8 protein-coding genes are annotated in these 13,920 nt (G+C 61.9%); 3 read left to right on the forward strand and 5 right to left on the reverse strand.

Translation table 11 applies throughout. The features are described from left to right. Positions 1–215 precede the first annotated feature (215 nt). Positions 216–1,928, forward strand: a complete 1,713-nt coding sequence (locus ACYQ6J_RS05155; RefSeq protein ID WP_460183127.1) for a hypothetical protein — start codon at positions 216–218, stop codon at positions 1,926–1,928. Positions 1,929–2,093: 165 nt separating this feature from the next. On the opposite strand, the gene ACYQ6J_RS05160 is transcribed toward ACYQ6J_RS05155, so the two are convergent. Then, positions 2,094–3,494, reverse strand: coding sequence for a sigma-54 interaction domain-containing protein (locus ACYQ6J_RS05160; protein WP_460183128.1), 1,401 nt, complete (start codon positions 3,492–3,494; stop codon positions 2,094–2,096). Positions 3,495–4,216: 722 nt separating this feature from the next. Here ACYQ6J_RS05160 and ACYQ6J_RS05165 point away from each other — a divergent pair. Beyond that, complete coding sequence (locus tag ACYQ6J_RS05165) at positions 4,217–4,645, forward strand: hypothetical protein (protein ID WP_460183129.1); 429 nt, start codon at positions 4,217–4,219, stop codon at positions 4,643–4,645. A gap of 128 nt (positions 4,646–4,773) precedes the next feature. Here ACYQ6J_RS05165 and ACYQ6J_RS05170 read toward each other — a convergent pair whose 3' ends face one another. Continuing rightward, complete coding sequence (locus tag ACYQ6J_RS05170) at positions 4,774–8,712, reverse strand: carbohydrate binding domain-containing protein (RefSeq protein ID WP_460183130.1); 3,939 nt, start codon at positions 8,710–8,712, stop codon at positions 4,774–4,776. 46 nt (positions 8,713–8,758) lie between these two features. Beyond that, on the reverse strand, positions 8,759–10,027 hold the full coding sequence (locus tag ACYQ6J_RS05175; protein WP_460183131.1) for a cysteine desulfurase-like protein: 1,269 nt from the start codon (positions 10,025–10,027) through the stop codon (positions 8,759–8,761). A gap of 358 nt (positions 10,028–10,385) precedes the next feature. On the opposite strand from ACYQ6J_RS05175, the gene ACYQ6J_RS05180 reads away from it, so the two are divergent. Continuing rightward, positions 10,386–11,774, forward strand: coding sequence for an MFS transporter (locus tag ACYQ6J_RS05180; protein WP_460183132.1), 1,389 nt, complete (start codon positions 10,386–10,388; stop codon positions 11,772–11,774). A 6-nt stretch (positions 11,775–11,780) separates the two neighbouring features. Here ACYQ6J_RS05180 and ACYQ6J_RS05185 read toward each other — a convergent pair whose 3' ends face one another. Together ACYQ6J_RS05185 and hcp are read right to left on the reverse strand one after the other, a co-directional pair. Then, on the reverse strand, positions 11,781–12,293 hold the full coding sequence (locus ACYQ6J_RS05185) for a TPR end-of-group domain-containing protein (protein ID WP_460183133.1): 513 nt from the start codon (positions 12,291–12,293) through the stop codon (positions 11,781–11,783). 173 nt (positions 12,294–12,466) lie between these two features. Then, a complete protein-coding gene (gene hcp, locus ACYQ6J_RS05190; protein ID WP_460183134.1) occupies positions 12,467–13,762 on the reverse strand; it encodes a hydroxylamine reductase in 1,296 nt (431 codons plus the stop codon). Positions 13,763–13,920: the final 158 nt, after the last annotated feature.

Raw genomic sequence — 13,920 nt, forward strand, 5'->3', positions numbered from 1 at the left:
GGAAATGGCGCAGTTCGGCGAATCGGCCCGAGTTCGGTTCACACATTGGCACCGGCAAATCGGGCGGTAATGAGGGATGCTACCACCCACGGTGGGGGTAACCGCCAGGCGCGGAACGGTGTAGCTTTTCGGTCGGGGCTTGTGTGGTGTTGCCCTGTTATGCAGGGGTTTCTCGTCGCGGTGACGGTATAGGAGAACCAGAAAGGAAGAAAGTGATGTCTCGAAGGCAGAGAGTATTGGGCGCGGCCGCGATTTACGGCGTGATCGCGCTGGCGGCGTTTCCGTTAATCGCCGCGGCACAAAATACCGCCATGCAAACCGTGGGCGCCGTGGCGATCGGCGGCGTGGATCGGTTGATGGAGGACGCCGAATACGTCGGGAAAGTCGCGGGCAATCCGCAACTCGGCGAAATGATGAAGGCCATGGTCGCGGCTCAGACCGGCGCGGCCGATGGCATTCCGGGCCTCGATTCCAAACGCCCCGCCGGCGTCCTCGTCCAGACCGACGGGATGGACTTTTACGTTTACGGAATGCTGCCCGTCACCAAGATCGACGATCTGTTGGGTTTGCTTTCGCGGTCCGGCATTACGGCGGAAAAGCAGGGAGACGTTTACGCGATCCAAGGCCCGCAGCAGACGTTGTTCGCGGTCGAGAAGAACGGTTGGGTCGTGCTGGGCATGAACAAGGAGTCCCTGGCATCAGCCCCCGCGGATCCGACCGTGCTTCAAGAATTGGCCGGCAGTTATGACTTGGCCGTGAAGATCAATCTCCAGAGCATTCCGCCCATGTATCGGCAGCTAGCCGTGGCCCTGATTCAGCAGGGGATGCAGCAGGGCATGCAACCGGAACCGGGACAGACCCCGGAGGAGTTCGAACTTCAAAAACGAATGGCGACGCAGTCGCTGGCCCAGGTCCAAGACGCCCTCAACGAAATCGACACGATCACGGTGGGGATGAGCCTGGACGAATCGGCGAGCAACTTGTCGCTGGACTTGACGGTGACCGTCCTGCCCAACACGAAGGCGGCGCGACAAATCGAGGCCAACGTGAATTTGACGACGGCCTTGGCCGGTTTCGCCCAAACGGACGGCACGTTCGTCTTGCAGGCGACGGCCAAGTACACGGCCGACCAGGTACAACTGATGAAGGAACAATTGGAGGATTACAAGAAGCTGATCGCCGCCAACCTGAAAAAGGAGGGCGAACTCAGCGCGAAGGAGCGCAAGCTCGTCATGGATATCGTAACCCAGGTCTTCTCGCAATTGACGACCACGATGGAGAAGCAGGGGGCGGATATCGCGGTGTCGGGTTCCATGACGTCGATCGTGGGCGGTATTGTGCTGGACGACCCTGCACCGCTCGAGGCTCAGGTGAAACAGTTGTTCGAGGACGCCAAGAAGCAGAACGCCGAGTTGGCCGACCTCGTCACGCTGGATGCCGAGACGTACGCGGGAGTCCGCTTCCATCTCCTCCAGGTACCCAACGCGGCAATCGCGGAGGGCTCACCGGAATTCGCCCGACTCTTGGAGGGCAAAGATTTGCAAGCGGTGCTGGGAGTCGGCGCCGAGGCGATTTATTTCGCGGTCGGAAGCGACGCGGTAAGCGATCTGAAGGCCGCCCTCGACGCCTCCAAAGAGCGAAAACCGGTCAGTGTGTCGTCACGATTGCACGTCGCGCTGAAACCGATTTTGGAATTCGCCTTGGCGATGTCGAGTGAGGAGGCCGGTGATGCGGAACGGGCCCAGATTCAAGAAATGCTCGATGTCATGAGCGGCGACCGGGATGTGGTTCGGGCCGAGGGAAAACTGCTGCCCAACGGTTCGCATACTCGGATCGAAATCGGCGAAGACGTTCTGAAGGTGATCGGCGCCGCCGTGCAAAAAAGTATGGCCGGGGCCGGAGCGGAATTCTCTCCGGACGGCTTCTGATTTCGGCGGCGAATCGTCCGATACATTCGGTCGGACGTCATTGCCGGACCATAAGACGTACCATCCGATCCGAGTGTCCCGGAAGCCCTTTCGGGACGCTCGGTTTTTTGTCGGGCGGCGGAGGGCGGACTCGCACCGGACAAGCGGCGAAATCATAGTCCCGACTCACGCCGTTTCCGCCATGCACTCGAAGAGGCCGTATTTCCGCATCTTGTGGTACAGTGTAATGCGAGAAATACCCAATTCGCGGGCGGTGTCTTGGCGGTGATAGCCGTTGCGGCGTAGCGTTTCGACGAGAATCCGCCGTTCGGCAGCCTCCAATTGTTCGGCTAGGGTTCCTCCCGGTAATAGGTCGATCTCGGCGGGGATGGAGGGTTCATCCTCAAACGCCCCACGGATGGTGCTGGGAAGGTCGCAGGGGCGGAGAACCCCGTCCCGGCAGTACAAAACCGCCCGGCGCATGACGTTTTCCAACTCGCGGACATTGCCGGGCCAAGAGTGGGCGGTCAATGCCGCCGTGAATCTCGGTTCGATCGATTGGATGTGTACCTTGAGGGCTTTCGCGTGCTGTAACGCGAAGCGGAGGGCCAGGTATTCCACGTCGTGCGGACGCTCGCGCAGCGGCGGGATGCGAAAACTGAGGATGTTCAGCCGATAGTACAGGTCGCGGCGAAACTTGCCCTCTTGAACGAGCTGCTCCAGATCGGTGTTCGTAGCGGCGATCAGCCTGGCCGTAGAAATTCGCGTATCGTTGCTACCTACCGGTTCGTATTCCCCCGTCTCGATGACGCGCAACAACTTGGCCTGCTGGTCGGGAGGCAGCACGTCGATCTCGTCCAGGAGCAAGGTCCCGTCTTGCGCCGCGGCGAACTTTCCCAGACGCTCGTGATCCGCCCCGGTAAACGCTCCCTTAACGTGACCGAACAGTTCGCTTTCGATCAGGTTGGGCGGCAAGGCGCCGCAGGCCACGGTGAGGCATCGACCGGATGACCGACCCGACATATCGTGGATAACCCGGGCCAGGCTGCTTTTCCCGGATCCCGTCTCGCCGCTCAAGAGAATGGTGACGTCGTGCTGGGCCGCCACGCGTAGTTCGTCCATCATCTCGAACATCCGCGGCGAAAAGGTGGCGTAACTACGACTTCTTCCGCGAAGGATTCGGTGCGGGTGCCGACGGAGGTACTCGGCCAGTTCGTACTCCAGCGGCGCGTGTGCCCGGATCAAGCTGAGGAGTTTCTCCGTTTGGAACGGTCGCTGTAGAAAGGCTTGTACGTTTTCCAGAGCCTTCTCTCGAATCTCGGACGGACATCCTTCCTCCAACACGCCGAAGATCGGCGCGGCGGATTCCAGTTCCCGCAATCTGCGAAAGAACTCTTGCGGGCGATAGCCGTTGATCATGTTGCGCGAGATGTGAGCCACCAGGGCGGGGCAGGTTTCCGCCCGGACCGGTGGGCAACCGCGTTCAAGCGTTTCCAAGGCGATCAATTCATAGCGATCCGAGGTCGCTTGCCGCAATTCCTCCACGAATCCACGATCCTTGGAGATGACGACGAGAGCGGAATCCATGATGCAGATCGTCTCCAACAAGTCAGGTGCCCCCCTGCCTCAAACCCGTCCCACTGGGGGGTGGGTGATAGACGCCGCAGTTTGAATCGCGGCATCGGGCTTCAGCGAACGTAGCGCCCAGGCGTTACCCGCCGGAACCTTTTGTTTAAGTTGATAAGAAACCAACACTCAGCGTGACGAGACGGTGCGTTGGGCCCTTTGATGTCAACAGCGCCAGACACTTCCGTGTTGCCGATTCGGTACACTCGATGGCGACGTGTTAAGCAGTGATAATACTCCTTCTTTGATTTCCCATGTTATTCAGACTTCCCATATATTCAAGTTCAATCCCTTGATCGGCCGCAGTTCAGCGTTGCAGCCGCTTAACCGAGACGTTCTCAATCGCATAATCGGAAAGTTGCGCCGCACCTCCTACGTTTTCGCAATGGTTATCGCGGTGAAACTAGTATATTTAAGGGGGAACATATAGCCGGAAGTGGTGCATCCCAGGGCGTGGCCTTCGCTGGTGGGAATCTATAACGTCGGCCGGGCAATTTTCTGTCCGCCTTGATTGGGTAAGCCGATTTTTGTCAGTAGCAACGAAAATTCCAGCCGTAGTAGCTTCGGCTCCTGCGGAGCCTCCCGGAAACATCCGATGCGACGGAATCGGACGGTGACGTTCGCGTCCCCGGTCTGACTCGGCCGGCATCGCAAAGCGATTGAGTTCAGCAAAGGACGATTTCATGCGAGCAGCCATTCTTGCCGTGGCGATCATCATCGGCGCCACTGAAGCGTACGGCCAAACCGTCTCGTCCGATGATCCGATGACGGAGGGAGCGGTTTACGTCGAAGGCCCCTCCGCTGAGCCTATTGCCAAGGCGGGACACATCAACACGGCCACCGGCAAGACGTGGTTGGGGGATTGGTTCGGCCCCATGCCGCAGACATGCTATCAGCCGCGTTTCGGTTGCTATCCCGGCAACCCGCGGACGATCCATCGTTATCCCGCCTTCCACGGCTACTACTATCGCGCGCCCTACAACTACCGCCACTACTTCGAGTATCCTTGGCACGCGCAACCGCATGAACCGCAGGCCTTCGGGACCTCTGGGACGGCGGTTGTCGAGGAAAGCATCACGCCGCTGCCCGATCCCACGATGCACGCCGAATGACCGTGCGACGGGGCTGCATGCTCTCCGCCGGAAAAGGTCCTTGTCACGCCCGCTGACGGCACCTCGGCGGCGAAGCGAAGCGGCACGGTGGACCATGCCGCAGGCTCGATGACTCGGCGGCGAACCGCTCAGCGAGTCCCGATGCGGATCATCTCGCCCAGGCAATCGTTGGGAACCTCCAATCGCAATTCCGTATTCGCGGTGTGCAGGGGAATGTCCGCCAGCTTGCACCACTTGCCGCTGCGGAATTCACCGAATTCCGCCCCGTCGGTGCCGATCGTAGCGCGAAACAGGCGGATTCTTCGGGCCGTTGTGGGCACGAGAAAGACCTCCCTGGCCGAACGGATGTCGGCGTCTTGAGCGTTTTGCGTTTCGGCGGACCACAGCAGCATGTGACCGTCGGATTCCGCGACCGGGCGTCCGTCGCAGTACAGACCTTGCCCACCCTCCAGGGCTGGTACGCGACCCGCCGAATCCCACGCCGCCAAGGCCGGTTCCCAAGGCGCCAGAGTCGTTTCCAGCGATTTTCCGTCGGGCAGTCGTGCCGTGACCCGCTGCGTCTCCACTCCGGTGTTCACCAGCACCAGGGCAGCGCCGTCCTCCAAAGCAACGGGCATGACAAGGACGGTCGGTGAGTCCGGTTGCACCTGAACCCGCGTGACCCCGGCCCGATCCAGAAGCGCGATCCAACGTCGCCGCAAATCGGGCGAGGGAGGAAACGCCGATTCCGGCCCCTCGTCAACGGTGGATGTCGCGGCGGTCGGTTGTTCCCGGCAGACCACGATGCGTCCGTCTTGCTCCAAGGCGTCGAGAATCTCCGCGGCGGCATCCGAGATGCTTGCGCCGGGGACGAAAGCCGCCTTAACACCCCGCAGGTCCTCTTGCCGCAAATCGAGATCGCTGACGACGGCGAAATCGATTCCCAGTCGGGCAAGTAAATCGGCCGCAGCCAAGTCGTGGGGCGCGAAACCGTCGGCAACCGTCTCTCGTGCGCTGTCGGCGGCAACCAGTACCACGTCCGGTTTCCGCCATCGCGGTTGGAGTCGCAGCAGCAGGAAGGCAGCCGCGCGATAGAACCGCAGGGAGTCGCGGGGAACGCCGTCGCAAGTATGCGTTAGACCCCAAGGAAAAACGCGATCGTCGTCGTCGCGCCAGCACCAATTCCGCGCCGTCGCGCCGCCCAATCCGAACGTGAGTTGCGGGAGGGCGAGAAACATGCGGTTCCGCTGTTCGTCGGTACGGCGAATGTGGTATCCGCCGCCGCCCAAACTCGGCTCCCAGGCGGGATGCGTCTTGACGCCGAATTCGCCTACGCCCGCCGACTTGCCGCGAAGGCGATGGTCGACCATCTTGAAAACGGCCGAAAAACGGCTCAAATCGCGGTTCGGCCGATCGAAGTAGCCGATCTCGGCCATGTCCAATCCGTCTAAGGTTTGTCGCACGTCGAGGCCGCCGATGGGGATCTGATAGTACTCGCTGATGATCGGGTGGACCGGGTCGGCCGACCGCACGGACTCGGTCAGGCGCTCATTCCAACGGCGCGTCTGGGACAGTTGCCAATGGAGGTCCTGCTGTTCGGTCGATTTGGGCCGCAGTTGATAGTCGCCGTTCAGGTAGTAGATCAGCCCGTCGGCGTCGCGGTATCGGCGGGCAAAGGCTGCCGTGAATGCAGCCTGTTGCTCGAGGAGCGTATCGTCAACGGCCACGTCTTGTCCGATAAAAAGCCCGGCGCGATGAATGACGCCCGCCCGGTGGGACAAATAGACCGCGGCATCCAATTTCCGCCAATCTTCCTCCGTCGGTTCATAAGGGGGACGCCACCAGGTTTGCAGGTTCGCGTTGACGAGTATCCCGTGGTCGGCCATACGACCGAGTTGTTCGGCCCAAAAGAGCGGATCGGATTGCGAAGGGGAGAAGAACCAATTGGACCACGTGGTCGTGCCGCAGAGAAATGCCGGTCGATCGCCCAGGCGAAAATAGTTGTCGGCATAGCTGAACCGCATGGAGCGCGGAAATTGTTTTCCGTCCCAAATGACAAAGCCCGCCGACATTTCGTCGCAGGGATTGCCGGCGGCATCTTGCAAGCGAACGGTGAGGCGATGCAACCCCGTCGATGCTGCGGCCGAATCCAACCGAATCGTCTGGACTGCCGCCCCTCCCGGCGTCACGCAAATCTCTTGCCGCCCTTCACCGAGCAGCGTCGCCGTGTCCTCCGCGGTCCAACTCCACGTCAGCACGCCCGCGAATGGTTGCGGTCCGAAATGCCGGACCGAAGACGAGACCTCGGCCGGCTCGCCCGGACGGTAGCACGGCCAACGACTTTGAACCGCGTCCAAGTATACCCCGCGTCGCATGCGGACCAGCGCCGGTTGAAGCACGCGATCCCGGAATCCGGAGAGTTGGGTGAGATCGGCGTTGTCGACACCAAAAAACGTCCAGGTCGAACCGGCGAATCGCCCCGTGGTATGAATCATCATGGCACCCGCCGTGCCGCATTGCCGCCCAAAGCGATCCACGGCGGCGAGGAGCGGCGCCCAGCGAGCATTGCCGTTCAACACGCCCACCGCGGAAAAGCCCTCGGCCGCGAGGACGGCCTCCCATCCCGGGGCCTTGAGTCCCGCCGTTCGGCGGAGCGGGTAATCGGCATCGCACATGCCGATTTGCCAGGGAGAAACGATCAGGCCGTCGCCCGGACGACCGTACCGTGTGTTCAATCGCGGGGCGTGCTCCACCTCCTCCAAGCGAATATCGTCGAAATAGGCGGTCCCGGAAGCCTGGTGCAACCCAAAGCGGATGTCCACGCGGTCCACCCCCGCCGGAACGCGGAAGTATTCGGTGAACCGCTTCCAGTCGCGGGTACCCCGAACCTGAGCGATGTCGCGAGGCGAGCGCCACTCGTTTCCCGCCATGGGATAAAAGGCCAAAAAGGCGTAGCCCGTCCCCTGCACGTCCGCAGCCTTCACCCATCCGGAGAGTCGCAACGATTGACCGGGTTTCACGTCGGCGACGGTTTGGATGTAGATTGGCCCGTCGGCGCCTTCATGCCGCACCAAGGCGCAACGTGCCCCTTCCACCGTTCCTTCGACCGCAGTTGGGCACGCGTTGCCCGCCGGGTCATGCCATGCAGCATCATTCCCTGGCTCGCGGACCGTTTCGAACCCCGGATCGCGGTTGAGAAGCCTGATCGTGATGGGTTGCGTAAGGTCCACGGAGACCCACCCCGTTTCGGTGCGCCGCAGGGGCGCGTCCAAGGGATAGCCGCCGAAGGAGAGCAAATCCGTACCCCGACAAAGGAGTTCCAGCAGCGATTGTCGCGCCTCGATGGGAAAGCACGGTCCGTTGGGAAGAACCAGCAAAGCGGCGTCGGCGGTTATCTCCCGCCGCGCCTCGGCTGAAATCAAATCGCTCGCCCGGATCAACCGCGGTTCATATCCGGCTTGAGCCAATTGATCGGCTAAGGCCCGGGAATCGGGAGCGGCGGCATTCCGCGAGAAATCCGGTTCATCCAAAATCAAGGCCGCGTTGGGAAAGCCGGTCGGTTTTTGGGCGGCGGACCCTGCACTCGCGTCGGCAGCCCACGTCAGGCGTGCCGGTTCAAACCAAGCCTTTCCTTCGGCGCGATACAAACCCAACCGCAACTCGATGGAGAAAGTCCGTTCGTTCGTCTCTCTTTGGATCTCGAACTCGGTCCAGTCATGGGTGCCGGTCGTCTTGGCGAAATCATGAAAGGCAATGAGGTCGCCCATCTCATCGAACTCGTACACCGAGGCGAAGGCGAATCCGCCGTTCGCTTCAGGCTGCAAATCCTCCGTGCGCACTCGCGCGACCGCCCGGAAGGACGATTTGGGCCGGGCGATGTACGTTCGAACGGCCAAGGCGCCCGAGGTTTCGCAGAGCAAGACGGGCGGTCGTTCCGGATTGTCTGCGGGAAGGGTTGTCGCGTTGCGAATGCTCCAACCGGTCCAATCAGCGTCGCCGCCCGCGGACTCACCGGACCAAATTGCGAGCCCTATGCCGGCAACGATGACTGAGATGATGGGGACGGCCAACCGATTCGAGACGAGCATGTTTCACTCCTCGGTGGGAAATCGCGAAAGGCACGCCTGATGGCAATCATGGGCCGAGTTCGCGGAGGGCGGCAGTCAGGCGGGAAACTTCCTCGTGGGTGTTGTAGTGTACCATGGATATCCGCAACAAACCCTCCGGTTCCACGCCCAACGCTTCGGTGAGCGGCACGGCGTAGAAGTTGCCATGCCAGGTGCAGATCGATCTCGCGGCCAGGTATTCGGCCAACTCGCAGGCGCGAAGCCTGTCGTGCGTGAGGGCGACCGTGGGCACACGCCGGTTGGGGTCCGCGTCGCGGATTCCCCAAACGCGAATACCCGGGCAATCGGCCAAGTCTTGCAGCAGGGCCGCGGTCAAGCCGTGCTCATGGCGGGCAACGGCGTCGAAGGCCGCTTGCAGCGCGGCCCTGCGACCCGCGGCATGGGGTGCACAACGTCGCCCCAATTCCGCCAGATACTCTATGGCCGCCTCCACGCCCGCGATTCCTTCGTGATTCTGCGTGCCGGTCATCCAGCGGTCGGGAATCCCGTTCGGAGCGGGTCGCACCTTGTAGGCGGGCAACGATTCCAACAGCGAACGCCTGCCCCACAAGATGCCCACATGCGGGGCGAAAAACTTGTAGCCCGAACAGACCAGGAAATCGACGCCCCAACCATCCACGTCGATGCATCGGTGCGGTGCATAATGCACGGCATCGACAAAGACCAAGGCACCCGCGGCGTGAGCTTGCCGCACGATCTCCTCAATCGGCGTAAGTGTTCCGATCGCGTTCGAGGCCGCCGTCACGGCGACCAGGCGGGTTCGCGGGCTAAGCTTGCCCACGAAATCCGCCATGTCCAAAGTCCCTTCCTCTGGAATAATGTCGGCGACTTGAACTCGCACGCCGGCATCTTCGGCCGCTCGGACCCAGGGCGTGAAATCGGCGTCGTGTTCCAGACGGGTCAAGAGAATCTCGTCGCCCGGTTTCCACGTCCGCGAAATCGCTCGCGAAAAGGCAAAGGTCAGCGTGGTCATATTCGCGCCGAAGACGATGGTATCGGGATCGGCGGTTCCCAGAAAGTCGGCCAGCGCCATCCGCGCGGAAATCAAGAGAGCGTCGCTCTCCCGACTGGTGACGAACGTGCCGCCGTGGTTGGCGTTGGTCTCCACGAGGTAACGGACCACGGCGTCCAGGACCGCGTGCGGCACTTGCGTCCCCGCCGCCCCGTCGAAGAAAGTGACGGGCAGACCGTTTTCGCGTTTACTCAAGGCCGGAAATTGTCGCCGGCATTCCCAAACGTCGAGCGGCGCGATAAGAGAGGAATCCTGGTCCGTCACGGCGCTACTCCCCGGCACATGTTTTCGTCAAAGGCCGACTACGGCCTGTTTCCTTCCAAAAATGGGCGGCGATTGAACGGCGTGTCCACCGCCCAGTCGTCGAGCCGACAAGGCTCTCAACGTCCCTTCGCCGATTGTGGTCCGGCCTGCGCTTCGGAACAATATCCCCGGAAAAGTCTGCCGCGTTGGGGAGTCTTGTATAAAATTAGAGTTCGTTTTTCTCGACCTTCGCCGACTCGCTGCCGTGAGGCAACCAGCCGGGCGGAGACGAGTCGACTTGCGGCGAATTCCGCCCTGGTTCGCGGAGACGATATGTTGAGGTATTCATTTCAAGACTGATAGACGCGACGATCTGAACATGGTTGTCAACACGCTTCAAACCGACGTGGCGGAATCGTCCGCCGCGACGAAAACCCCATCGGAGACGCATCGACTGACTCATCGAACCGGACTGCTGATCGTCTTTCTGGTGGTTTTCGTGGACCTTCTCGGCTTCGGGATGGTCCTTCCTCTCGTGCCGGTGTATGCCGAGCACCTTTTGGGGGGCTATTCCACGATCGCCGCCAACGCGATTCTCGGCCTGCTGATGACCTGCTTTTCGCTGATGCAGTTCGTCTTCAGTCCGTACTGGGGCAAACTTTCCGATCGCGTGGGCCGACGTCCCATCTTGTTGCTGGGGTTGGCCGGGTCCACCACCTGTTACGGGCTGTTCGGCTTAGCGTGCTTTTACGGCAGCCTGACGGGGATGTTTCTTTCCCGAATCGGTGCCGGCATCATGGGCGCCACGATCGGCACCGCGCAGGCCTACATTGCGGACGTGACGCCGCCGCAACGCCGTGCGAGCGGCATGGCGCTGATCGGAGCGGCGTTCGGCCTCGGTTTCACGTTCGGGCCGTTGTTGGGGGCGGGTGCCCTGCTCTTGAGCGATGCCCGGGGCGCGGCGCTCAGTCCTTGGCCGGGATTGGTGGGCGCGGCGTTCTCCGGATTGGCGCTGGCGCTGGCCTTTTTCAAGCTGCGAGAATCGCTGCCCGCCGCCCTTCGCGGCAAGGTGACCCCCGCCGCGGAGATCGCGGAAGCGTCGGCGATGGAACCAGCCGGAGAGGCCGGGTTGTTCCGCATCCTGGATATCGCGGTCTGGCGGGAAACCGCACGGCACCCGGTGGTTCTATTGCTTCTGCTCACGACGTTCATCGCGGTTTTCGCACTCGCCGGATTCGAGGCCACGCTTTCGGTGACTTTAGCGGCGCTCTTGGGCGTGGAGCATGGCGGCGCACCGCTGCTGGCGGTGTTCTCCCTGATCGGTTTCATTCAGACGATCGTGCAGGGGTTCATTGTGCGACCGTTGGCCCGCCGGTGGTCGGAGGGGCGTCTGGCGGCGATCGGCTTGATTACAGCCATCGGAGGATTCCTGTTGATGGCTTCCGCGGCGGCCGGCCCTTGGGCTTCGCCAACGGTGCTCATTTCGGCGGCGGGCGTCGTGGCTGCCGGAATGGCCTTCGTCGTCCCCGCCGTCCAAGGGCTTCTATCCCGCCACTCCGCCGAAGATCACCAGGGACGCGTGTTCGGCTTGGCCAACAGTCTCTCCGCAGTCGCCCGAATCGTCGGCGTCTTGGCGGCCTTTCAGTTGCGCGGATTGGCGGCGTCGCTTCCCTTTTGGTCTGCCGCCGGATTGCTTGCCATTACTTGGGGCGTCTTGCGCCGCGCGATTCGAGTTTCCGCCGCGAAGGAAACCGCCGTCGCTCGTTGAGATGTGCTAGCCGTTCACGATGGCGGCGAAGCGCGGGTCGTCGCGGATGGGATCGAAATCGCCTTCATCGGGAATCAAGAGCCGAAACTCCGGTTCCAGTTCCAATGCCCGGCGGAGACAATCAAGAGCGGGTTCCACCCTGCCCGCCAGGCTGTAGTAGCAAGCGAGATTGTAAATCACCAAGGCGTGATCGGGTTGGACGGCCAAGGCCGCCTCCAAGTCGGCGCAGGCCAGGTCGATTCGCCCCAGGCGTTTGTGGCACCAGCCTAAGGCGAGATAGGCTTCCGGGCGATCGCGCCGCAAGCGTACGACTTCTTCCAGGAAGGGTACGGCCTCGGCAAAGCGTCCCAGGTCGCGGAGGGCCTCGCCGCGGTACATCCGCCAAAGCCAGTCATCTTTCCGCGGGGCGACGCGATCGAGCGCCTTCAGCGCGTGCTCCGGCATGCCGAGCATCAAATAACCCTCGGCTTCCCGAAGCGTCTTGCCGCGGATGACGCTTTCGCGCGACGCCGCCATCATGGAATCTCTCGCCCGCCTGTCATCGTACGAAAGAATCGCAAGGTCCCGAAGCTCAGCCTGCATGGACCTGCCATAACTGTAGGCGACGAGTGGGGCGTAGAAAAGGGGCGAATCGCGGTCGATTCGCCCCCTTGGTCGTGGCACGGAGAAACGCTGCGGGGTGTTGTTCGGCGTCAAGCCGCGGCCAACACTCGTTGCAGATCGGCCTCGGCGCTGGAACCGATCAGCCGCAGGTCGTATTTCTCCTGGAGAATGCGGAACACGTTGGGCGAGACGAAGGCGGGCGGTTTCGGGCCGATGGTCACGCCCTTCACCCCCAGGTAAAGCAGCGTGAGCAGCACGGCGACCGCCTTCTGTTCGAACCACGAGACGACCAGCGTGAGCGGCAGATCGTTGACGCCGCAGTTGAAGGCCTGGGCAAGCCCCACCGCGACCTTGATCGCCCCATAGGCGTTGTTGCATTGCCCCATGTCCAGCAACCGGGGCAGACCCAGCAGCGTACCGTAATCGTGATTCCGGATGCGGTACTTGCCGCAGCCCAGCGTGAGGATGAAGGAGTCGGGCGGCGTGGCCCGGGCGTAATCGCTGAAGTAGTTGCGCCCGACCTCGGCCCCGTCGCAACCGCCGATGACGAAAAAGCGGCTGATCTTGCCTTCCTTGACCGCCTGCACAATCGTGTCGGCCATCCCCAGGATCACGTTGTGATGGAAGCCGACGACGGAGGTGCCGCAACGGTTTTCCGGCAAGGACGGGCAGCGCTTGGCGGCCTCGATGACCGGCGTAAAGTCGTCGCCCTTCAGTCGCTTGCCGCCCGGCACGGCGGTTACCCGGGTCGTGAACACGCGATCCTTGTAGCTGTCCTTCGGTATCAAGATGCAGTTGGTAGTGGCGACGATGGGGCCGCTGAAGTCCTCGAACTCGCGGCGCTGTTTTTGCCACGCCCCGCCGTAGTGGCCCGCCAAATTGGGATGCTCGCGGAGCTTGGGATACATATGGGCGGGCAGCATTTCGCCGTGCGTGTACACCTTGATGTCCGTGCCTTCGCACTGCTTCAGCAAGTCCTCCAGGTCGCGGAGGTCGTGACCGGTGATGAGGATGCCGGGTCCCGCTTGCGTGCCCTCTTGCACCGTGGCGGGCGAAGGCTCGCCGTATCGCCGAACATGGCCCTCATCCAGCAATTCCATGACGCGAAGATTGTGCTTGCCGCACTCCAGCACCAACTCCAGTAGGCTCTCCAGGTCGAAATTGACGTTGGTCATCGTGGCGAACAGGGCTTCTTCAATGAAGGCGTTCACCGATTCATCGGTCATGCCCAGGCGTCGCGCGTGGTTGGCATACGCCGCCATGCCCTTCAGGCCGTAGAGCAGCGTCTCTTGCAGCGACTGCACGTCCTGGTCCTTGCCGCAGATTCCGGGACTGACCACGCAACCCGAGCAATTCGCCGTCTGTTCACATTGGTTGCAAAACATTCCGACACTCCTTTCCAAAAACGAAAAACACCTAATCACGCTTGGGCGGAGTCGCCGCCGATCTCGGTCGTCGTCGGCGGAACGATGTTGATCCGCACGATAAGTCGCGGACCGCCGTTCCGCTTGCTCTTCCGTATAATACGGTTTGCCGGGGGGGC

It is taken from the genome of Thermopirellula anaerolimosa (assembly GCF_054657335.1).